14 protein-coding genes are annotated in these 22,233 nt (G+C 71.4%); 5 read left to right on the top strand and 9 right to left on the bottom strand.

The features are described from left to right. Positions 1-120: 120 nt before the first annotated feature. The 3 genes from OG490_RS27830 to OG490_RS27820 are packed head-to-tail and all read left to right on the top strand — an operon-like array spanning position 121 to position 9,703. Entirely contained in the window at positions 121-3,834 is a 3,714-nt protein-coding gene (locus OG490_RS27830) for an AAA domain-containing protein (protein WP_330299004.1), read from the top strand. After that, a complete protein-coding gene (locus OG490_RS27825; RefSeq protein ID WP_330299003.1) occupies positions 3,831-7,139 on the top strand; it encodes a phospholipase D-like domain-containing protein in 3,309 nt (1,102 codons plus the stop codon). The genes OG490_RS27830 and OG490_RS27825 overlap by 4 nt, the downstream gene beginning before the upstream one ends. Then, positions 7,136-9,703 carry an ATP-binding protein gene (locus OG490_RS27820; RefSeq protein WP_330299002.1) on the top strand — a complete coding sequence of 856 codons (2,568 nt, stop codon included), beginning with the start codon at positions 7,136-7,138 and terminating at the stop codon, positions 9,701-9,703. The genes OG490_RS27825 and OG490_RS27820 overlap by 4 nt, the downstream gene beginning before the upstream one ends. Positions 9,704-9,710: 7 nt before the next feature. Here OG490_RS27820 and OG490_RS27815 read toward each other — a convergent pair whose 3' ends face one another. Then, a complete protein-coding gene (locus OG490_RS27815) occupies positions 9,711-10,928 on the bottom strand; it encodes a response regulator (RefSeq protein WP_330299001.1) in 1,218 nt (405 codons plus the stop codon). Positions 10,929-11,170: 242 nt separating this feature from the next. Between OG490_RS27815 and OG490_RS27810 the strand changes: the two genes are divergently transcribed. Continuing rightward, positions 11,171-12,472: a S1 RNA-binding domain-containing protein gene (locus tag OG490_RS27810; RefSeq protein ID WP_330299000.1), complete on the top strand. Its 1,302-nt coding sequence runs from the start codon at positions 11,171-11,173 to the stop codon at positions 12,470-12,472. A 107-nt stretch (positions 12,473-12,579) separates the two neighbouring features. Then, positions 12,580-12,993 carry a RipA family octameric membrane protein gene (locus OG490_RS27805; protein ID WP_330298999.1) on the top strand — a complete coding sequence of 138 codons (414 nt, stop codon included), beginning with the start codon at positions 12,580-12,582 and terminating at the stop codon, positions 12,991-12,993. Between the two features lie 40 nt (positions 12,994-13,033). On the opposite strand, the gene OG490_RS27800 is transcribed toward OG490_RS27805, so the two are convergent. The 8 genes from OG490_RS27800 to OG490_RS27765 form a co-directional block, all read right to left on the bottom strand. Then, on the bottom strand, positions 13,034-13,426 hold the full coding sequence (locus tag OG490_RS27800) for an Imm50 family immunity protein (RefSeq protein WP_330298998.1): 393 nt from the start codon (positions 13,424-13,426) through the stop codon (positions 13,034-13,036). 1 nt (position 13,427) lies between these two features. Next, positions 13,428-13,916 carry an Imm50 family immunity protein gene (locus OG490_RS27795; RefSeq protein ID WP_330298997.1) on the bottom strand — a complete coding sequence of 163 codons (489 nt, stop codon included), beginning with the start codon at positions 13,914-13,916 and terminating at the stop codon, positions 13,428-13,430. Then, on the bottom strand, positions 13,903-18,576 hold the full coding sequence (locus tag OG490_RS27790) for a putative T7SS-secreted protein (protein ID WP_330298996.1): 4,674 nt from the start codon (positions 18,574-18,576) through the stop codon (positions 13,903-13,905). The genes OG490_RS27795 and OG490_RS27790 overlap by 14 nt, the downstream gene beginning before the upstream one ends. Beyond that, positions 18,576-19,142 (bottom strand): hypothetical protein, encoded by a 567-nt coding sequence (locus OG490_RS27785; protein ID WP_330298995.1) that lies wholly within the window; start codon positions 19,140-19,142, stop codon positions 18,576-18,578. The genes OG490_RS27790 and OG490_RS27785 overlap by 1 nt, the downstream gene beginning before the upstream one ends. Continuing rightward, entirely contained in the window at positions 19,142-19,543 is a 402-nt protein-coding gene (locus OG490_RS27780; RefSeq protein ID WP_330298994.1) for an SseB family protein, read from the bottom strand. Before OG490_RS27780 ends, OG490_RS27785 begins: the two co-directional genes overlap by 1 nt. Positions 19,544-19,636: 93 nt before the next feature. After that, positions 19,637-20,287 carry a thymidine kinase gene (locus tag OG490_RS27775; RefSeq protein ID WP_330298993.1) on the bottom strand — a complete coding sequence of 217 codons (651 nt, stop codon included), beginning with the start codon at positions 20,285-20,287 and terminating at the stop codon, positions 19,637-19,639. A 60-nt stretch (positions 20,288-20,347) separates the two neighbouring features. Next, a complete protein-coding gene (locus tag OG490_RS27770; RefSeq protein ID WP_330298992.1) occupies positions 20,348-21,553 on the bottom strand; it encodes an alkaline phosphatase family protein in 1,206 nt (401 codons plus the stop codon). Beyond that, positions 21,553-22,149, bottom strand: coding sequence for a DUF5998 family protein (locus tag OG490_RS27765; RefSeq protein ID WP_330298991.1), 597 nt, complete (start codon positions 22,147-22,149; stop codon positions 21,553-21,555). The genes OG490_RS27770 and OG490_RS27765 overlap by 1 nt, the downstream gene beginning before the upstream one ends. Between the last annotated feature and the right edge of the window lie 84 nt (positions 22,150-22,233).

Here is a 22,233-nt window from a genome sequence, read left to right as displayed (position 1 = left end):
TCAGGCGCCACGGACCCGCACGCTGCCCGCGCGATTACCTCACCGGCCGACCCGTGTTCCCCCATACTTGCTGACGCGGAGACTGCCGGCCATGAGGGGGACGAGGCTGTGGCGTTCGGGGTGGATCAGGTCGTCGGGTTGATCCAGTACTTCTGCTGCAACTCGGCGACGGCCCGCTGCGGACCCTACGAACTGGTGGACCCAGACGCGGAACTCACCTGCCGGGAGCTCCTGCCGGGGCACCTGTACACCACGCGGGATCTGTTCGACGCGGAGACGGACCGGCAGGTCGACGTCTCCGTGCACATGGGCCTGACCGAGTTGGGCGGTCTGCTGTGGGACCAGCAGGTGCGGGCGCTGACCCGACTCTCGGGGCTGGAGCACCCGTGTCTGCCCGTGCTGCTCGGCGGCGGCTATCTGGACGCCGGCACGGCGAAGGAGGCAGGGCTCGGGAGCGAGGCGGCGTTCATCGCCACCGTGGGGGCCGACAACCAGCTGTCGCGCGCGGACGGCGAGGTGCTGCGCAAGGACCCGGCGGGGTCGCTGCGACAGTTCGGGCTGCTGGCGGACGCGCTGTCGATCGTGCACGACCTGGGCCTGACCCACCGCCGGCTCTCCCCGGCCGCGCTGGACGTGGTCATCGGCGCCGACGGCGAACTGCGCCTGCGGCTGGCCCGGTTCGAGCTGAGTTCGTTCGTGGCCGGGCTGCTCAGCGGTTCGTCCCCGGACTCCGCGGCGGCCGGGCAGCTGCGAGAGCTGATGCTGGGCGAGGGGCCCGAGCCGCTGCCCTATCTGGCTCCGGAGCGCCTCGCCTACTTCCTGCCCCGGCCCGGCGAGCCGGACAACGTCGTGGAGAGCGTCAAGGGCGACGTCTACGGGCTGGCGGCGGTGGCCTGGGAGTGGTTCGTCGAACCGCTGCCGGCCGATCTGGTGCCTCTGCGGGTGCCGCGCGAGCCCGAGGAGATCCTGGCCGAGCGCGACCGGCTGGAGCGCCTGGGCGAGCACATGCGCGAGCGCCTACGGCATGCGCGGCTCCCGTCGGCGCTGCGCGACCTGCTGCGGAGGATGCTCGACCCGCAGCCGACGAACCGGCCCACCGCCGACGAGGTCGCGAGCGATCTGAACGAGCACCACGAGGCCAACCTCATCGAGTTCGGCGGTGCGGTCAACAGCCTGCCGCACCTGCTGGCCTTCATGCCCGAGCGGGGCGAGGAGACCCTGGGCAAGTGGAACTGGCTGGAGCACCCGGCGGACAGCGAGGCCGGCGTGCGGGAGACGGCCGAACTCCTGCGCACCGACCTGCGGCGCGGGGAGGTGCTCCACTCCCCGGACGGCGCCGACCCTTATGTCAACGGCGGCTCCACGGAGAGCAAGCGGGAGGCCACCGTGGTGCTCGCCGGCGCGCGCGCCCTGTGGTTCTGCCAGCTCTTCCGGCCGCAGCAGGGCCTGAGCCTGGGGCCGGCGATCCCCCAGGTGCTGGTCGTCAAGTACGTGGCCAGGCTCGACGCCTACGGGGTGCGGAACAAGCTGGACGATCTTCGGGCGTCCTCGCTCAAGCGGCCCGTGCCGGAGGTCAAGGCACTGAGCTACCGTACGCCCACTGCACGGCTCAACGCCCTGTGCCGGGACCGGCCGAGCTGGAAGGATTTCCTCGACGCCATCCGGCCCGCCGCCGGCAAGTCCACCGCGCAGCTCGACTACGAGCGCGCCATCAACTGGCTGCTGGAGTTCCAGGGAGTGGAACTCCGCGCCCGCCGCTACCCGTACGAGAAGGTGGCCGACACTCCGGAACACAGCACGCTGGTGCGCTGGGACCAGGAGCGCGACCAGGAGCGGATCCACAGCCACGCCCTGCTCACGAAGTACGCCCGCAACCCCGAACTACGCCCGCCCTTCGGGGACTTCTTCGGCCGACTGGAGAGCGAGGAGGGTGGCAGCAGCGACGTCGAGGTGTACGCGGGTGACCACGACCGCAAAGGGCCCCAGGCGCGCAGCGTGCAGGCACAGGTGGTGCGGGTCGAGGGCGGCGACCGGATCGTGCTGCAGGCCAAGCCGGGGCAGGGGAAGATCCCGCCGCAGGGCTGGATCCGCCCGGCCGACGACGTCGGCTCGGAGTCGGTGCTGCGCCGGCAGGCGGACGCGCGCTGGGAGCTGTTCGCCCTCAAGCCGCTGATCAACCAGCTCCAGAGGCCGTTCTCCCTGCCCACCCTGCCGCAGCGCTGGGAGCACGCGGGCAAGGGGCTGCTCAAGGGCGGCCGCCGGGCGGTGAAGGACATCCTGGTGCACCAGCCGTTCTTCGCCCTGCAGGGGCCGCCCGGGACGGGCAAGACGACGGTCACCGCGCGCGCCCTGGCCGCCTATCTGGAGCAGGAGCCCACCCACCGCATCCTGGTCTCCGCGCAGTCCAACTTCACCCTGGACAATCTCGCCGCGCGCATCCTCAAGGACATCGGCGCACGGGACGACGACGGGCCGAAGGACGGGGACCCGGACGTCCCCATCGCGCTGCGGGTGGTGTCCCAGCGCGGCAACCCGGACGAGGCGGTGCGCCCGTGGCTCCGCAGCGAGCTGGTGCTGCGCCGGGCCCGCCAGATGCGCCAGGGCATCGGTGACCTGCTGAAGGGCGGGGTGGACCCGGCGGTGCGGCCGGTACTGGAGCGGTGGCGCGACATGCTGGACCCCGCCGCCAAGGAGCCGGTCCTCCCGGAGCTGGCGGACCGGCTCCAGCGCGGCGCGAACATCGTCTTCGCCACCTGCGCCACCGCCACCCCGCGCAACCTCGGGACCGCCGGCGGCGCGTCGTCCTTCGACTGGGTCATCGTGGAGGAGGCGGCCAAGGCCTGGCCGACCGAACTGGCCATCCCTCTGGTGCGGGGGACCCGCTGGACGCTCATCGGCGATCACTTCCAGCTGCCGGCGCACCGGCGCGACGAGGTGGTGCGGTTCCTGGACTCGTGCGTCAACGACCCCAGTACCGCCATCGCCGCCGCGGGGGCGGACCGCGAGTCGTACCTGAAGGCGTTCGATCTGTTCGGCAGCCTCTTCCCCGAGGAGAACCCGGCCGGGGATCCGGCCAGGGTCCCGGACGGCGACGAGGACTCGGGCCGCGCCTGGCGGGAGCGGCCCACGGCCCGGCTCTCCACCCAGTTCCGGATGCGCGAGCCCATCGCGCAGGTCGTCAGCCGGGTCTTCTATCCGCGGGCGCCGCGCCCCGGAGAGCGCCCGCCCGACGACGGCATGCCGCTGGGCGGCCTGGCCACCCACCACCCGGAGACGCCCTCGCCGCTGGAGGCACCGGGTCGGCTGCGCGGGCACTCCCTGGTCTGGCTGGACACTGCCGGTCTGCCGCAGTGCCAGGAGCAGCCGTACTGGAAGAACGAGGGGGAGGCCGACATCGTGCACCGCCTGGTGTCGGCCATGCGCCCCGCCCCGGTCCCCGGCCGCGACGGATTCAGCAACGAGCCGCTCGCCGTGCTCACCCCGTACCGCCAGCAGGCGGAGGTGCTGCACCGCTACGGGGATCTGACGCGGTTCGTACAGACCGTGCACGCCTTCCAGGGCCGGGAGGCGGACATCGTGGTGGTCTCGCTCGTCCGCAACAAGCGCCGCGGCGCGGGCAGCGCGGCCGAGAGCTTCGGCCACCTGAGCCGCCGGGACCTGATCAACGTGCTGTTCTCGCGGGCCCGCCAACTCCTGGTCGTCGTCGGTGAGTACGCGCACTACACGGGCTTCGAGAACGGCGGCGACACCTTCTGGCAGACCGTCTGCCAGGCGGTGGACCATTACGGCGTGGTGATGAAGGCCGCCGATGTCGTGCATCTGGAGGGGCGTTGAGCGGATTCGCGGTCGTCTGGGTGCCATGCGAGACGGTGGAGCTGCAGGTCCGGCTGGGTTACGGCGCCGCCCTGTCGCCGATGGAGCTGGTGATGCTCGACGCGGTACGGGCCGGGCTCAACGACATCGGGCAGCTGACCGGGCACCTGCAGCTCGGCCGCCGGCTCGTCCACGATCTGGTCTACGACCTGTATCGGGCGGGGCTGCTGACGGCGGACCGCTCGCTGAAACGGGTGGTCGTGCCGCCGGAAGTCGCCGACCGGCTGGACCGCGGCCTGGCGCTGCCCGGGGCGGAGTACGTGCGGGAGAAGCGGGAGCTGATGATCGACCGGGTCACGGGTCGGGTCCTGCCCGCACGCGGTCCGCTGTCCGCACCCGATCCGCGGCTCGCCCTGCCGGTCGGTGACGACCCCGTGGGCCTGGAGCAGGTGTCGCAGTCCGCGGTGCTGCGGGCGCTCACCGATTCGCTGAAGTCCGACGAGTCACGGACGCCGACCGACAGGGCCCATCGACCGGTGGACCCGGGGCGCCGGCGCCGGGTGCTGTCCTACCGGCTGCCACCGCCCGGCCTGCAGCGGCCCAGGACCCGCCGCTGGATCGAGCTGAAGGTGGAGCCGCGCTGGGACGAGGCGATCCAGCAGCTGACGATGACCGTGGTGGACGACCGGGTGCCGGCCGAGCTCCGGGAGAGCGCCTCGGAACGGCTCACCCGACTCGCCGCGGAGAGCCCGGGCGGCAAGCCGTTCAGCGAGCTGCGCAGCCTCGCGGTGGGCGCGCTGAGCGAACCGCCTTCTGCTGCAGGGGCGTTGGCCCGCCTGGCGGACCGGGTCGAGACCGCCCGCGGCGTTCCGGCCGGGCAGCGGCGCACCTGGCACTTGGAACTGGCCGACGACGCCGCCCAGTTGGAGGGTCTGTTACGGGAGCGGACCGACCGGGAGATGCGGGTCCGCCCGGTGACGGCCGACGAGCACGAACGGCTGGTCGGACAGCTGATCACGCAGGCCACCAGTCAGCTGGTGATCTGCAGCCCCCGGATCCAGTACCAGACCCTGCGCCTGCACCTCCCGGCGCTCGAGGACGCCGTCCGGCGCGGCGTACGGCTCGTCCTGCTGTGGGGCGCCGCCGACCGGGACCGGGACGAGGAGTTCGACGAGCGGACCCGCAACGCCCTGGAGGACCTCCAGCGGCTCGGCGGGAAAACGGGCGCGACGCAGGTCGTGCTGCCGGTGACCAGCACCCGTACGCACGCCAAGCTGATGGTGGTGGACCACTCGGCGGCCCTGGTCACCAGCGCCGCCCCGATGTCGGGGTCAGCGGGGCGATCCGACGTCGGGCTGCTGCTGGAACAGCCCGGCACCGACGGCCCGGTGCTCTCGGAGCTGCTCGACTGGGTGCGGGCCTCGGTGCCTTCGTACGAGCACAGCCGGCTGGTCCGGGTACGGGCGGCGGACTTCCGGCCGGCCGGGGCGCCGGATCCGGAACTGGAGCCGGATCCGGACGCGCCGCCGCGTCCCGCGGTGGAGGCGCCCGCGGAGGACCCGAGCGTCGAGGCGTCGGCGCTGGAACTGTGGGTCAGCGGTTGGACGGAGTACCTCCGGCGGGCCGAGGCCCACCTCGCGGCCCGCCGCCTGCCGGCCGCCCGTCTGGTGACGGACGCCACGCACCGCACCCTGTTCCGGGCCGCCGTGACCCGCGCCCGGCGCAGGCTGGTGATCGCCTCCGACGGCCTGGCCGCCGAAGTCGTCGACACCGGGCTCCTGGGCGCCCTGCGCGCCCGGCTGGAGGAGGGCGTGGCGGTGACCCTGGTCCTGCCGGACGCCACCTACCCGGTGGGCGACCGGCACCAGTACGGCGAGGCCCGGCAACGGTTGCAGGGCCTGCTCGCCGACTTCCCCGGCCGGCTGCGCCTGGTGGAAGGCGGCAATCGCGCGGCGGTTCTGGTCTGGGACGACGAGGCCGTCGTCGGCGGCTTCAACTACCTGGCCTTCGACGGGCGTTACGGACGCCACCGGCTGGCCTCGGAGCTCAGTGTCCGGACCAGCGGGGCCGCCGCGGCGGATGCGGTGGCCAGGGCGGCGGGCGCCTTCGAGGAGCCTTCGCAGACCGGTTCGCCCGTCCCGGAACCCGCCCCGGCGCACCCGCCGACCGGCGCCGCCCACGCACAGGCCCAGCGGCTGCTCCACGCCTACGCGGAGCAGGGCACCGTCGATCCGCGACTGGTGGCCCAGGAGCTGAGCGCCGCGGAGCACCCCTGGCAGGTGCTGGACCTGCTCGGCGGCACGGGGCCCGAGGACCTGGTCGCGGTGGTCGCCGCCCGCTGCCTGGCCGGCCACGGGGGCACGGACCGGGGAGCCTCCGCTCAGGACGAGCGGGCCGGGCACTGGCAGAGGTGGCTGGTGCGGCACTGCTGGAACAGCGGGCGGGCCGTGGAGGCCGCCGTGCTCCGCCTCGCGCTGCCCGAAGCCGGCTTCCGACCCCGGGCCCGCATCGCGGTACTGGGCGCCGCCCGCGCCGCACACCACGTCGGCGCCCTGGCGGCGGTCCTCGAGGAGCTCGTCGTCGATGACAGCCTCGACGCGCCGGAGCGGGTGGCGACCACCCTCGGAGCGTGCGCCCTGGTGCTGCTCGAGGGGAACCCGTTCGGCCGCGAGGCCCTGGAGCTGGTCCGGCCGCAGCTCGACCCGCCCTGGCAGGGCCTCGTGGACCAGGTCGAGGCCTATTGGCACGCCGCGTACGTGCCGATGCCGTTGGAACTGATCCGGGCGAGCCTCGACGGATCCCAGCGGGAACACGAACACGCCGGACTCTGGGAGGAGTTGAACCAGCGGCTCATCCACGCCCGGGCCATGACCTTCGCGAGCCCGGTCAGCACCCGCACCCACCACGCCCTGTTCAACACCCCGTCAGGGGCCTTCGCGGAGCTGGGCCGGATCGCCGGCACCCGCGGCGACGGGGAGCTGCGGGAGTGGCGCCAGGGGCCCGGGGCCGTCCCGGCCGATCAGATGGTGCTGATAGCCGGCCGGGGGGCCTCGCAGCACGGGACCCTGATGTTCGGCGGCCATCTCAAGCGCTACCTGCAGCGGTTGAACCCGGTCGTGGCCGCGGTGGACGACCTCCTCCAGTCGGCAGGGGAGGCGACCACGACGGGCGCCGCCCCGCAAGGTGCCGAGGAGCTGAGCTCCTGGCTGGCCGGGCACTGGGAGGAACTGACCGACGCGACGGCAGGGATCCGGGAGCCGGAGGGCGTACTGGCCCGTCAATTCCTCGGCGACCTGGAGCTGCTCGCCCGCTGGAGGGCCACATGACCGTCCCCGCAGACCCCACCGCCGTCGCGGACGAGGCGGGTCCGCTGCTCGACACCGTCCTGCAGGACTGGACGGGCCGCTGCCGCCACCCCGGTCTCGCCGTCGCCCTCTCCGACGGCCAGCCGCTCGGCCTCGACCAGACGGCCGCACTGGTGTTGCGCGGCCTGGCAGAGCCGATGACCGAGGCGGAAGGACTGCACCGCCTGGTCGACGACGGCGAGTTCACCGCCGTCGCCGAACTCATGGACATGTCGGGCCGATCCGACGGCTCGGCCGGCGCCGCCCTGCCACGGGAGGTACTCGCAAGCCTCGACACCCGGCTCGACGCCGTCCAGCAGGAGTCCCTCACCACCGTGCGGTCCCGGGTGACCCTGCTGCAGCGGCGGGCCTCGCGCAGCTCGACCGCTCTCCCGGCGGACCTCGCGCAGCGGGCCGAGGAGGCCGCTCTGCGCCGACGCGCCGAGGCGACGGCCCTGCTCGACGAGACCGAGGCCGCCGTACATCGCGCAGAACAGCGGCGGCAGCAGGAACTGCGGGCGGAACTCGGCGCCGCCGAGCTGTCGGAGGCCCATGCCGCGGCCGTCCTGGCCTGCCTGGAGGCGAACGAGTTCGAGGCGGGCCGTCGGCTGCTGACGGCCGAGGGCATCGACATGCACGGCAGCAGTCCCGCCTGGGTCCCCCGACCGCCGCGCTGGGACCCCGCGCTCGGCCGCACCCTCCAGGAAATCCTGAGCCACTACCCGCCCGACTCCGTACCACCGCGTCACGACTACCTGACCCGCTACGTCCGCTTGGACAAGTCTGACGTCCCCCTGCTGCAGTCACTGCGCAGACTCGCCTCGGCACGCCATGAGACGTCCGTCGCCGACTTCACCTCATGTCTGAGCGCGATGCTCGGCGAGGACGTGCGCAAACCCGTGACCTTCCGGGACGCGGGCTTCCACACCCTGCTGACCGGGCTGGCGGACGCCCGGCTGCCGGACCTGCCGATCACCGACCCGGGCGGGGTCGATCTCTGGGTGTCCCCCGCCGACGCCCCGCCCCCGGCGGAACTGACGGGTCCGCTGGTCTGGTTCGTGCCCACGGCCGGCCCGGCCCCGGCGACGCCGCCCGGCGTCGCGGCGATGACGGCCGTGGAGCTCCTGCGCGTCCTCGCCCCACCGCCGGCCGGCCTGCTGTCCACGCCCGCCCACCGGAGGATCAACCTGCTGCGTCTCCTAGTCCCCCGGCTGGGACCCCGCGGCCTCGCCTTCCCCGCCGCCGGCATCGCCCTCAACGGCGGCACCCCGCGCGAGGCGCTGGCCTGGCTCCTCGACCTCCACGCCGTGATCCCCGATGCGGCGGTCGTCCACGCCCTGGACTACGAGTCCGAGGGCCAGCCCGTGGCCCTGCGGATGCTCCTGGAGGAAGTCCTGCCTCCGCGGTCGGCCGACGGCCGGCTGAACCACACCGACCTGGCCCGGGTGCGCACCCCCGAGTTCCGGGCCCGGGTGCGTTCCGCGGTGGCCGACGGGCTCCCCGCCGAGGAACGTGCCGCGCTGGGGCTGGCATACGCCCTGCACCGCGAGGAACCGTTCCGGGGCAGCGACATCCTGTCGGACCTCCCGCTGGCCGGCCTGCCCGACGACTTCCCACGCCGCTCCGGCCAGCTATTCGACGCGGAGGAGGTCCTGGACCGGCTGTGCAGGCACGGGCTCCTGCGGCAGAAGACGCACCACGACGGCACGAGCGGCTACCGAACTCTGCGGGCAGGCCTCGGCGCCCTGCTCACCGACGGCGCGGCCGAACAGGCCGGTGCGGCCGTGGAAACCCTGCTCCAGAACCTGGAGCAGGCCAGGGCCTTCAGCCGGGCGGCGCACACCGAGAAGGCGGTACGGCATCACGCGCACCAGGCCGACAACGACCTGGCCGTCATCTTGGAGAACCTGAACGTCGTCGGCGCGAGGCTCGAAGGCGAGGACGCTGCCCGCCTGAACCAGGTCATGCAGATGTTGCCCCGGCTGGGCGGCGAGCAGATCCGCACCTCGGTCTCCGGATACCAGGCGCCGCCGGCCCTGCACGACCTTGGTGAGCTCCTGCGCGCGGTGACCCGGGACGTCGAGTTCAACGAGGGCGTACGGATCACCTTCCGTACCGAGCTGCCGGACGGGCCACCCGACGAGGCACCGGTGCTGGCCGTACGCACCGGTCTGCAGACCGCCTTCGAGAACCTGATCCGCAATGCGGCCCAGGCGGTGCGCTCACTGCGGGCGGACCCCTCTGCGGAAACGCTCCGCAGCGGCCCCGACATCGTGGTCCGGCTCGGGCAGCCCGAGACGGAGCCGCAGGGATGGTTCCAGGTGGACATCGAGGACGCGGGGCCGGGGCTCACCGAGGAGGAGCGTACGTTCCTTCGCACCGGCGAGCACCTGTCCCGGCACGGTACCGGCGGCACCGGGCTGGCGGCCGCGCGGGGACTGGTGCGGGACGCCGGCGGCCGCGTCGACATCCTGGACCGCTCCGACCTCGGCGGCGCCCACCTGCGGGTCCGGCTGCCCGCGGCGGGCGACGACCCTGCCCGCTGACGGCGCCTCAGCCCTCGTACGACCGGCAGAAGCCCTGTACCTCGCGCTCCGCCTCCTCCACCGTCCCGTCCCTCAGGATCCGGCGGACGCGGTCCGCGTCCTCGCGGCACCGCTGCAGATCCGGGTTGCGGCGGCTGCCCCCGGTGCTCAGGAGCTGGTCGTCGGCGCGCAGGGCCGCCCATTCCAACCAGGTCTCGGCGCGCCGTCTGCGGTCTCGCGCATTCGGGGACACCAAGATCTCAGCGGCCTGCCTGATGCCCGCGAAGTCGACCTTGGGCGTGCCCTTGTGAACGATGCCGACGAGGCGGTAGCGGGCGCGCTGGATCCGGGTGTGCTCGACCAGGTCACCCGGCGGCGGCGCCATGGTCATCAGCGAAGCCGGCACCTCGGTATGACGGGCCAGCCACTCCACCACCTCCAGACCCCCCTGGTCGTCGAGCTCCGGGGTGAGATGCAGGTCGACCAGCGCCCCGGTCAGCCGCTTCACCTCGGCATCCCGCTCGCGCTGCATCCTGCGCCACTCGTCCAGGGACCGGACGGTGAGACAGGAGAAGCCGAAGCCCTCCAGAGCATCCACGATCAGCTCGGCCATCTGGTCGTCCACCACCAGGATGCGCCGCGGCTCTGGGGCCCTCAATCGCTCGCGGACCAGGTCGCACGCACGGTCACCGGGGAAGAGGGCGAGGAAGCCGGCCAGCCCGTCGAGCTGCCGCAGGATCGCCGGGTCCGCCTCGACGAGCACGTCCAGGAGCCGGTCGCGGCAGGCGAACACCTCGTTCCAGCAGTCGGGGTCCACCTGCGGGTGGCAGACGCGGGGGTCGCCGTGCCACAGGTCGATGAGGGCGGCGAGTTCGGCCACCCCCGGCGGCCCCGACAGCTCGCGCAACTTGCGTACGTCCGCGATGAATTCGACGGCATCGACCCGAACGGCATCTGCATCGAGCCGATACGGGCCCCCTTTGACCCGCTTGGGCACCGGCAGCCTTCTCCGGAGGCTGCTGAAGTGCTGGGCCAGCGCCTGCTCCGAGGCGATGGCCGGCTTCCCGGCGCCGTCTCGCACCGAGGCCAGCAGGTCCTGCTCCCGCACGCCGCGCCGTAGCTTCAGCGCCAGCACCACCAGAACCGCACCGGCGCGCCCGCCGGGCGGTTCCACCTGACCGTCACCACACCGGACGGCAAGGTCCCCGAGCACCCGGATGCGACACTGCTCCCCCATGTCTGTCATGGGTCGATTGTGCAGTGGCGGCCGCACGCGTGCGAGCCGTACGCCAAGGTCCGGCGCCGAGACCCGTGGTCCGGGTGCCGTCGTCAAGGTCCTGTTGTTGAGGTCCCGTTGAGGCCGAGCCCGCTGCCGGCCGCCGGGTGCCCCGAAAAACTCAACGGGAGTACGGGCGGGAGGACCGGTCACGCCGGAGAGCCTCATATCAACGGGGCGCACCAGGCGCCTCCGCCCGGAAGGCAACCACCGTGCACGACATCCGACTCACCCGCGACGAACAGACCGTTCCCGGCAGCGGGCTCGTCATCGCCCCCTTCGGCAAGAAGAACCTCCGCAACGACGACGAGTTCGACTTCGACTGGCTCTACCAGGACGTCGTCAGCTCCGTCATCGCGGAGACCGGCATGACGCCGGTCCGCGCCGACAGCGTCTACGGCCCGGCCAACGTGCTGGACGTCGTGTGGCGCGCCATCCAGCAGGCCGAGGTCTGCATCGTGGACTTCTCCTGCCGAACGCCCAACGTGGCCATGGAGTACATGGCCGCCAAGCTCATCGGCAAGCGCATGATCTACCTCGCGCAGCACCCGGACGACATCCCCAGCGACGTCCGCGGTCTGCGCCACATCCCGTACACGCCGCTGTACGCGGACATGGCGCGGATGCGGACGGAGCTGCGGCAGCAGCTCGAGGCGGTGCGCCTCGAGCCCGCCCAGGAGATGGCGCTGATCCCGCTGGTAACCGGCGGGGTCACCCCGGCGCGTGCCCAGGTCGTCAGCGTCTCCCCCGACTTCGCGGTGGTACGGGCGGCCGACGGCGCCCTCGGCGTGCTGAGCGGCGAGGACGTCGACTGGTCGCGGATCATCACCGACATGACCCGGCATTGCACCGTGGGCGACTGGCTCGACGGCGCGTTCGAGATGCTCCCGGCGGGCGGCACCAAATACACACTGCTGAGCGGGCAGCAGAATCCCTGGCACAGGCTGGAGGCCACCCACCCGGTGGGCCACACCTTCACCGGGACGGTACACAGCGTGCGGCAGGCCGGTGTCTTCGTCCGGGTCTCCGGGCCCGTCAACGGGCTGGTGCCGCACAGTTCCCTGCCCTCCGGGACGGAGTTGGTGCCGGGCAACCAGGTGGAGGTCACAGTGATGTCGGTGGACAGCCGACGGCGGCGGGTCACCCTGGCCCTCGCCCAGGGCCGCCGGCCGGGCGGAACAACGCGGACCGGGCCGGTCGCAGCCGTGCCCTCCATGGGCGTGGTGCTGCACGAACGGCTGGAGGGCGAGGTGGTCAAGATCGCGCCGGAGGGCCAGGGCGGCTACGTGCTGCTGCGGGTATCCGGCCGTGAACGCCCGGCGTTCCTGCACTGCTCCGCGATGAGCCGGCAGCTGCGGCACGACCTCAACCATGACGCGATCGAACTCGGCGAGATCCTCGACGTCGAGGTGACCAGCATCAACGTCCACCAGGACAAGGTCTGCGTACGGGACGTCGAGCCGGAGGAAACCGCGCAGGCTCAGGAGACCGGGGACATCACCGAGGCCGCGTGACCGCCCCTCGGTCCGGGGCGCCGTCACGACCCGGCGCCCCGGATCCTCCCGGGACCACAGCCTCTGAAGTCCACTCCGAAGTTCACTGCGACGACAGGAGAAACACCATGTCCTCCGACGAGACCCTGCTCGACCTGTACAAGCTGGCGGTCGAGATGGCCGATCGCACCTCCGTGCGGCGCGGCCAGGCCAACGCGTACTTCCTGGCCGTGCAGACCGCCCTGGCGACGGTGGCCGCCGCACTCCCGGCCACGGCGCTCGCGGCAGTCGCCGTACTCTCCGTCTCGCTGCTGCTGTCCACCAGCTGGTGGCTGCAACTGCGTTCCTACCGCGACCTGAACCGGGCGAAGTTCCGGACCGTCCTGGCACTGGAGACACGGCTCCCGTCGGCCCTCTACACCGACGAACAGGCGGCTTTGCCTCCGAGGTTCCTGGAACTGGGGCGTACCGAGCGGCTGGTGCCCTGGGCCTTCGCAGCCCTGAACGTCACCGTCTTCCTCGTCCACATCACCCGAGGCTGACGCTCCGGAGGTCCCCGTGGCCCGGCCAGTCGTCCCGCCGCTACAGGCTGCCCTGGAGCTCGACTCGGATGTGCGTGACCCGGGAAGCGGCGGCGGAGAAGGAGATCTCCCGCCTGTCACCAGCCACTGCCACGTCAAGGCAGTCCGATGCGCCCCTGCCGATCCGGACGCGGCGCTCTGCCTCCGCAACGATGCCTGCCATGCGAAGGTTGGTCACGTCGGTGAACTCCACGAAGAAGCGCAGGGTGTTGTACGGCTTGCCCGACCACTCCGGCTTCGGATGCGACGGTAGCTGCGAGGTTTCGAAGCCGAAGGTCACCGATGTTTCCCGCTCATCGACGTGGACGTAGAAGAATCCACAGGTGTTCAAGTCGGGTACCTGCACCGTGCCGTACAGCGCCCGTAGTTCCGGCCATTCGTTTGAAGCAGTCATCTCACACACGCTCGTAGAAGGTGTTCACATATGTCGGGGGAACCGTCGGGTAGAGCCTGCGCTCCAGCGCACGGCTGAAGTGGTGGGGACCGCTGTCTCCGCCGTCCGCGTCCCGTGTGAAGACACTGAATCTTCCTGCGAGGACCGACGCGTTCGCCGTGAACGACACGGCGACGCCGGGCGCCACCACCTGCACCGCCAGCCGGTGTTCCGGCAGCGCGCACAGTGCCACATCCGCCGTAACAGGCGGCTGCCACCCTTCCATCAGGAAGTCCTGCACCATCAGGAACTGGATTTGGCACTGCATCGTGTCGCCCGGTCCACCGTCCCAGCGGTCGGGGAACCTCGGCAGGTCGAGCCGCAGGGTGACGGTGGGGTCCCAGCCGTCCAGGTGCACCGACCGAAGCCGGACTCCCGCCAGGTCGGGCACTCCGTCGTAGTACGTCGTGAACGCGTCCTTCGCATTCACCAGGAAGTCATTCCAAGTCATAGTAATAATGCTCCTCTACGCCAGGGATCTGCCCGTTCCGAGTGTTGTCGCCTGGCCGCATGTGCACGTGGGGCGGCTGGTATCCGGGTTCACCCGGCTTCTGGTGGCCGAACCAGTGGTCCTGGTAGACGACGATGTCGCCGTTGGGCAGTTCGTACCACTCCTCGGTGTAGTGGATCGGCTGGTGGTCCGGCCCCATGAGCTGCTTTGCACCCTGCCACTCAGCAGTCCTCCCCGGCACCCACTCGTCCACGAGCCACGGTTCCAGACCCTCGGGCACTCCCGCGTCGCGAAGCGCCTGCGCCTTTGCACCGTCCCTGTTCCGTCCCACCTTCGGCGGGCATTCCGGGGCCAGCCCCAGCGCGTCGGTCCACGTCAGCGGGTTCGTGACATACGTCGACGCGTTGGGCGCCGGGCCGAGGCCGAGGGGATCGATCGACAGGTAGCGGGCAGTCTGCGGGTCGTAGTAGCGGAAGCAGTTGTAATGCATCCCCGATTCCGGGTCAAAGTACTGCCCGGGGAAGCGGAGCGGGGTGTAAGCCTGCGCCTTGACGTTCCAGGTCGTCGTCCCCCAAACGGTGCTGCGTGTGCACCAGGCGATCTCGCCCGCCTCGTCGACGAGTTCCTGCGGGGTGCCGATCAGGTCGGTGACGATCGCGAAGAATCGGCTGTCGATCTCCCGTCCGTCGGCCGCGGTCAGCCGTTCCGTCTGAGCCAGCGGCTGGAGGCCGTCGTGGTCCCACGTGAGGGTGACCCCATACGGCTGTTCCGGGCCCGTCGTCGTCTGCTCGCAGAGGGTCATGCCGTCCCACACGAAGGCGACCTCTTCTGCCACGGTGACCCCGTCCGCCGCCATCCGCCGCTTGGTGCTGCGCCGACCGATCGCGTCGTAGGTGTACCTCCACAGCGTCCCGTCCGGGGTCGTGACCGCGGTGAGCCTGTCTTGCGCGTCCCACTGGTAGCGCCAGGTGTCCGGCTTGCGGGAGAGCCGGGTGCACTGGCGGAGGATGACCCGCCCCGTGGCGTCGTACTCGTACCGGACCCGGCCCGCACCGGTGAGCCGAGTACCCTCGTAGCTTCGCGGCCCGGTGGCCTCAGAACCACCCGGCCAATCAGCGGGCCACTCGGCCATCGTCTGGTTGCCGACGGCATCGTAGGCGTAGCGCTCTGTCCATTCCGCGGCATTGACCCCGGTGATTCGACCCACGGAATCGACTTCGTAGGTCCGGGCCCCCGCAAGGTGGTCCTCCACTCCCAGCAGGTGGCCGTCGGCTCGATAGGAGTAGCCCCGGCGCTGCAGGACTCGGCCATCGGCACGGGTCACACGCTGGTCCACCAGACGTCCCAGGTCGTCCCGCACAAGATCGAGCACGGCGGTGTCACCGATGCGGCGTGCCCTCTCACGGCCGAGCACATCCCGCTCGAAGTCGATGCGGCGGCCCGAGGTGGTCAGCCCGGTCCGGTGGCCGGCAGGGTCGTACGTCCATTCGGCAGTCGCCCCGGACGGGGTGGTCCGGGACACGATGCGGCTGAGCTCGTCATACGTGCGGGTCAAGGTCTGCCCGTCGACGGACTCCTCGTGGATGCGGCCGAACCGGTCGCGAAGGTAAGTCATACGCCGCCCCCCGCCGGTCACCGCGGCGAGTCGGTCCGAGTGGTCGTACTCGTACCGGGTTACCTCGCCGTCCGCGTCCTTCAGGATCCGGTTGTCCAGGACGTCGTATTCCAGGCGGACCGTCTGACCGGCCGCGTTGACCCGGCTGACCAGCCGGCCCGCGGCGTCGTGGACATAGCGCAGGGCTCGGCCTTCGAAGTCGGTCTCCGACTCCGGCATCCCCGCCGCGTCGTAGGTGTACCGCCAGCGGAGCCCCTGCGGGTTGACGACCTCGGTCAGTCGCAACCCGCTGTCGTACGCGAACGTGTAGCGCACGCCGTCCGGGGTGGTGCGCGCCGTCACCATGTCGAAGTCGCCGTACTCGTGGACGGTCATGCCGCCGAGCTGGTCCTTGTGGGTGATGCAGTTGCCCTCGCCGTCGTACGTCCACTCCTGCACCGAGCCGTCGGGCTCGACGCGGCACGCGAGCCGGCCCTCGGCCGTCCACTTCAGTGTGGTGGCGTTCCCGAGCGCGTCCGTGATCCGCACGGCCCGCCCGAAGAAGTCCCGCTCGTACCGGGTGACCGCTCCGACCGGGTCGGTGATCTCGACCGGCAGGCCGGCCCGGTCGCAGCGGATCCGCGTGATGCCGCCGAGCGCTCCGGTTACCGACTCAAGGCCTCCGGAGGGGTCATAGGTGTATTGCGTGGTGCCGCCGACCGGGCCGGTACGGGCGGTGCGGTTGCCGCGCTCGTCGTACGTGAACCGCCAGGCGGTTCGGTCGGCCTTCGTCTGGAGCACGGGCCGGCCCGCCTGGTCGTACTCGGTGGTCAGCTCCCGACCGTCGGGGCGGACGACGGAGACCAGCCGCCCCTCTTCGTCCCGGCCGAAGTGAGTGATGCGGCCCAGCGGGTCGGTGCGCAAGGCCAGTCGGCCGCGGGCGTCGTACGAGGAGCGGGTCACGGCGCCGAGCGCGCCGACCGACTCCACCACCCGGTATGAGGCGTCCACCAGGTAGCGGCGCACCTCGCCGGTGGGCGTGGAGGTCGTGGTGGTGCGCAGGCCCGTCGACGGGTCCGACGGGCCGTAGGCGATCTCGAGGGTGAGGTGGCCCGCGGCCCCGCCCTGCGCGACACAGCGGTCCTCGTCGTCGTACGTGTACGAGTAGCGGCGGTCGTTGGTGTCGGTCCAGGAGGTGATGCGGCCGCGCTCGTCGTAGGCGAGGCGCAGTGGCAGGCCCGAGGAGTTGGTGATCTCGGTGAGGTTCCCGTCGGTGTAGCCGTACGCGAGGACACGCGGGCCGCCGGTCAGGTGGAGGGCCGTGACGCGGCCTTCGGCGGTCTCGAAGCGGAGGTGGTAGCCGCCGCTGTGGGCGATGCCCAGCGGGGTGCCGTCGGCGTCGTACTCGAAGGTGATCGTGTTTCCGTTGCGGTCCTCGATGCGGTTGATGACCGCATGTCCGTAACCGTTGCCGTCGTAACCGTCGCCGTCGTAACCGTCGCCGTGGCCCTCGGCGCCGGCGGAAACGGTGAAGAGCCGGGTGAGGCCGAGGGCCGGGTCGGTGACGGCGTAATCACCCTCCGGGGTGCGGTCCAGCGACCATCGGGGACCGCTGGTCGCGAACACCGGGATGCCGGGGGCGGGATGTGGGTACGGAACGACCAGACCGTCGGCAGTGACCAGGACGACGCCCTCGGGGTCTATCTCCAGGTGTTCGTCGACGGTCGAGGAGCAGCTCCGGCCGAACCAGCGGCCGGCCGTGTACCCGGACTCGGCGCGGCGGGTGAAGATCAGGGGCAGGGTCCCCGGCAGGACGATGTCGGTCTGGGGCAGGAACATCCGGCCGGTCGCCAGGTCCACCGGGTCGGTACCGTCGCACCGCTTCTCGCAGTCAGGCTTCTCCCGCTGGTGCGGGCCGTCCTTGTCCAGGCCCGTCCGGCCCGGTCCCTTCAGGTCGTCGGCGTGCTTGGCGGCGGAGCCGATCTTCTTCAGGGAGCCCAGGCCCTTGGATCCGACCGCCTCCGGGATCATCTTCCCGACGCCCTCAAAGGGGTCCTTCATGAACTCGTCGAGCATCTGCTTGCCCGCGCCCATCGGGTCGTTGACCATGGTGACCAGGCCCGCCGCCGTCGAATTCAGGTTGGTCACGTACTCGGCCGGGTGCGTCAGGTTGTACGGATCCGTCGGATTGAGCGCGCGGGCGAAGTTCACCAGGCCCGCTGTGCCCTTGAGGACACCACCCGCCAAGTGGGTCTTGGCGAGGTCCATGTAGTCCATGCCGTCGCCGAGCTGCTTGGCGTACGAGGGCTTCGGCGGGGCCGCGTCGCGCGCCGCGCGGACCGCCGTACGGGCCGTCTCCGCCACGTCGTTGCGCTGCTTGCGGGCCGTGTCGAGCTTGTCCTGCGCGGCCGTGGCCAGCGCGGTGCCCGGGTCGGTGAAGTCCTCGGACGGGCGGGGCGGGAGTGTGTCCTTGTTCGCCTTCAGCGCGTCGTTGTAGGTCTTGACCAGCTTGTTGTGGGCGTTGCGGGCGTCGGTGGAGACCTTCTTCGCGTTGTTGTACTCCTCCAACGCCTCCTTCGCCTGGCCCTGCGCCCACTCCACCGTCTCCGCGAAACGACCCATCGCCTCGGAGGCCTTCCCGAAGGCGTCAGCCGCCTTGAACCAGCGCGGCGGCTCCTTCGCCACCGCCTCCCGGAACGAGTCCGCCGCCTTGCCCTTCAGCCCCTCCGGCTCCCCCATCGCCTTGAGGCCGTTGCCGACCTTGTCGAAGGAGGTCTTGAAATCGTTCAGGTGGGAGACCTGTGCGCGGATCTTGGAGACGCTGCCGTAGACCAGCTTGTTCGGGTCCTCGGTCTGGCCCAGCTCCATCTCGGATACATCGGCGCCGAGTTGGTTGGCCGCCGAGCGGCTCTTGTCGCGGATCCAGTCACCCGCGTCGTCCAAGCCGACGTCCTCGGCGAGATCGGCCGTCTTGTCGCCGGCCCACTCGATCGCGTCGCCGACCTTCTCCGCGCCCTTCTCGACGCCGTCCTCGATGACGTCCGGAACGAAATCCCGCCAGCCCATCAGTGACCGCCCCCGTCACGCTTGGCCTGCTCCAGCAAGTCCTTCAACGAGCCGATCTTCCCGCTGGACTGCAGTTTGTCCCCGGTGTCCGACCAGGTCTGCTTGATGGCCTCGTTGCTCTTCTCGAAGGACTCCTGGCTGTAGTCGGGCTTGTAGACGTCCGCGGAGAAGATGTCGCCCCACTTCTTCTGCTCGATCTCGTCCTCGGACGCGTGCGGATTGCCGTACGCCGCGTTCGCGACCACCTTGAACGAACCCTGGAGGTACTGCTCCTCCTCCCACACCGTGCCCGCCGCGATCCCCAACGACTGGGCCAGGGTGCTCGCGTTCTGCACGAGGCTGCGAACGCCCCACTCCCAGCGCTCGCAGAAATCCTCGAAATCGGTCGCCAGACCCGCGTGCCCGGCCTCCATCCCCGTCATGGAGAGGTCGCTGAAACCGGCTCCCATCGAGGCCCCGGCCGCGTCCGCGCCGGATTCGCGCAACTCCCCGATCGCCGACCGCAGACCGTCCTGGATGTTCTTGACGGCCGCCGGTGAAACCTCGAGATCCCCGTCCCCGGCCATCAGACGGCCTCCCCGGAGACCAGGTCCACGGCGTTCGCATCAGGGACGATCCCCGCGACCGGCGGGAAGAACATCGACCCGTCCACATCAGCGACATTCACCGCCACGCCCGCCGGACCCTGCGCCATCGGGACCACGGCATCGACCAGACGGGCACCAAGGATCGAGAGGAACTCCCACTCCCGATCGGACTCCCTGCGCGCCTCCGCGAAACGCGCCAGCGCCTCCTCGTCTGTGAACGCGTAGATCCAGCGAATGCCACCCGACACCGCCGACATCAGACCACCATCGGGGCCGTCCGCGAGCGGAACCAGCAGGGCGGCACGGCGGAACTCGCCTACCAGACGGGCAGGATCACCCTGCCCGTCCCGTATCGCGGCGATTTCTCCGGTCAGTTCCACGAGCTGTGCCACCTCCAGCGCCGGTCAGCGTCTTAGGGAACAACGCTGCCGGGGGCACCACCGGTTCCCTTCAGAGGCCCTGAGAAGACCCGATCAGGCGTGGTTGACCGGGAGGACGTCCGGGGAGAGCGCGCCCGCGTGGGCCGCGGCGCTCGTCATCCGCTTGCGGTGGTGGCGGCGGCACAGGACCTCGTAGCCGATCTCCTCCGCCGGGCGGTTGACGTCTCCGACCACCACTTGGGCGCCCTCGACGACCATCTCGCCGCCCACCGTACGGGCGTTGTGCGTGGCGCGGGCTCCGCACCAGCACAGGGCCTCGACCTGGAGCTGCTCCAGGCGGTCGGCCAGCTCGATCAGCCGCTGGGAGCCCGGGAAGAGCTTGGTACGGAAGTCGGTGGTGATGCCGAAGGCGAAGACGTCCAGGCCGAGGTCGTCCACGATGCGTGCGAGCTGGTCGATCTGCTCGGGGGCCAGGAACTGGGCCTCGTCCACGATCACGTAGTCCGCCTTGCCGCCCTTCGAGAGCTGCGCGACCAGGTACGCGTACAGGTCCATGCCCTCCGGCGCCTCGACCGCCTCCGTCACCAGCCCCAGGCGCGAGGACAGCTTGCCCTCGCCCGCGCGGTCGTCGCGGGTGAAGATCACGCCCTGCAGGCCCCGCGCGTCGCGGTTGTGGGCGATCTGGAGCGCCAGTGTGCTCTTTCCGCAGTCCATCGTTCCGGAGAAGAACACCAGCTCGGGCATGGGGAGCAGGACCTTTCGGGTCGGGGTTGGGGACGGCGGAGGGGGAAGGGCGGGGAGCCGTCAGGAGCGGATTTCGAGCAGCGGGACGAGCTGCTCGGCCGGGGTCATGGAGCCGTGCATTCCGGTGAGGGCCGATTCGTTGGGCTCGTTGCGGGAGGCGGTGATCGCCACGTCGGCCTGGGCAGCGGCGACGACGTCGCCGATGCGGCCGAGGACGCGCTCGTCGCACTCTCCCGGCGTCCCGAACCAGCCCAGTTCCAGGGCTTCCTCGCGGCTCGCGATCCAGAACCGGTCGCCGAGCACCTCGCGCCACACGGTCAGGACGTCGGCCTCGGCGCCCGGTACGGCGTACACGTGCCGGGCCCGGCCCTCGCCGCCCAGCAGGGCCACGCCCGCGCCGAGTTCCCAGTCGTCGTCGTAGTCGATGCGGGAGTCCTCGTCGAAGGGGACGTCCACCATGCCGTGGTCGGCGGTCACGTACAGCGCCGTGCGGGGCGGAAGTTGCTCGGCGAGGCGCTGGACGAGCCGGTCGACGTACATCAGCTGGCCGCGCCAGGCGTCGGAGTCGACTCCGTGCCGGTGGCCGGCCCCGTCGAGTTCGCTGTAGTACGTGTACACGAGCGAGCGGTCGCCGGCCGCGAGGCGCTCGGCCGCCAGGTCCATGCGCTCCTCGCCGGTCATCCGGCCGAGGAAGGTGCCGCCGCTCAGCGCGATCTTGGTGAGCGGGGTGCTCTGGAAGGCCGGCGCGGACACCTGTGCGGTGGCCACCCCGGCGGCGTCCGCCTGCTGGAAGACCGTCGGGTACGGCTGCCACGGCTTGGGCGAGGTCCACGGCTGCCAGCGGAGCTGGTTCATCAGTTCGCCGGTGGCCGGATTGCGCACGGCGTAGCCGGGCAGGCCGTGCCGGGACGGCGTCAGGCCGGTGCCGACGGAGGCGAGCGAGGTGGCGGTGGTCGCCGGGAAGCCCGCGGTGATCGGCCGGCCGGTGCCGCCGCGCGAGCTGCCGAGGAGGGAGGTGAGGTACGGGGCCCACTCCGGGTGGGCCTTGATCTGCTCCCAGCCCATGCCGTCGACCAGGAACACGCAGTTCCGGTCGGCCGGGGTCAGCTCGGCGATCGAGGGCTCGAAGCCCGGTACGCCCTGGCCCGCGACCAGGGTGGGCAGCAGGTCGGCGAGGGAGCCGGAGCCGTACTCCGGGACGGGGGCGCCGGCCAGGTCCAGCAGTTCCGGCTCGTCCGCCCAGTTCTGCGCCGCGGCGTACGCCATCAGCGGGCGGGGTTGGACGTGGCCGCCGTGGCCTCGGAGAGCGCCTGCGCGAAGAGCAGGGTCTGGCGCACCGCCTCGGGGCCGTCGCCCGCCTCGCTGACACGCAGGCTGAGGTCGTCGGCGGTGGAGTTGCCGGTGTACCCGTGGTCGGCGTCGCAGTTCTGGTCCCCGCAGGCGGCGGGCTCCAGGTCGATGCGCGAGACCGCGCCCCAGCCGATGGTCAGGACGACCTCGCGGGGCAGGGTGCCGGGGGTGTAGGACTCGGGGTTGGCCACGACCCTGCTGAGGACCACGGAGGAGATGGTGGCCAGCTTGACCGACTCGGTGGAGGTGGTCGCGTACGGCGAGGGGGAACCGGCGTCGGCGGCCTGCTCGTCGGTGTGGCTCACGATGAACCGGTTGCCGGTCAGGACCAGCACGGTGACGTGCCGGCGCACCTCGTTGGAGTCGAAGGTCGTCTCCTGGTGGACCAGGTACGAGGAGATCGGCTCGCCGCCCACCGCGGCCTCCACGGCCTCGGCCACGAGGGCCGGGTAGTAGCCGCTGCGCTCGATCGCCGTGCGCAGCCCCTGGGTCGTCGTACCGGATTTCGCCATGAGGTCCATCCTAAGGCCCGTTCGGGGCACCCCGGCCGCTCCGGACCGAGCCGGTCCGGAGCCCGGTGGCCGGGCGGGGTCCGG

It is taken from the genome of Streptomyces sp. NBC_00503, from assembly GCF_036346895.1.
Lineage (GTDB): Bacteria > Actinomycetota > Actinomycetes > Streptomycetales > Streptomycetaceae > Streptomyces.
This window is presented reverse-complemented; position numbering and strand designations above follow the sequence as displayed.

Coding starts and splice junctions, on each gene's coding strand:
- OG490_RS27820 (WP_330299002.1), top strand. CDS start 7,136: ATGACCGTCCCCGCAGACCCCACCGCCGTCGCGGACGAGGCGGGTCCG.
- OG490_RS27815 (WP_330299001.1), bottom strand. CDS start 10,928: ATGACAGACATGGGGGAGCAGTGTCGCATCCGGGTGCTCGGGGACCTT.
- OG490_RS27805 (WP_330298999.1), top strand. CDS start 12,580: ATGTCCTCCGACGAGACCCTGCTCGACCTGTACAAGCTGGCGGTCGAG.
- OG490_RS27800 (WP_330298998.1), bottom strand. CDS start 13,426: ATGACTGCTTCAAACGAATGGCCGGAACTACGGGCGCTGTACGGCACG.
- OG490_RS27795 (WP_330298997.1), bottom strand. CDS start 13,916: ATGACTTGGAATGACTTCCTGGTGAATGCGAAGGACGCGTTCACGACG.
- OG490_RS27790 (WP_330298996.1), bottom strand. CDS start 18,576: ATGGGCTGGCGGGATTTCGTTCCGGACGTCATCGAGGACGGCGTCGAG.
- OG490_RS27785 (WP_330298995.1), bottom strand. CDS start 19,142: ATGGCCGGGGACGGGGATCTCGAGGTTTCACCGGCGGCCGTCAAGAAC.
- OG490_RS27775 (WP_330298993.1), bottom strand. CDS start 20,287: ATGCCCGAGCTGGTGTTCTTCTCCGGAACGATGGACTGCGGAAAGAGC.
- OG490_RS27770 (WP_330298992.1), bottom strand. CDS start 21,553: ATGGCGTACGCCGCGGCGCAGAACTGGGCGGACGAGCCGGAACTGCTG.
- OG490_RS27765 (WP_330298991.1), bottom strand. CDS start 22,149: ATGGCGAAATCCGGTACGACGACCCAGGGGCTGCGCACGGCGATCGAG.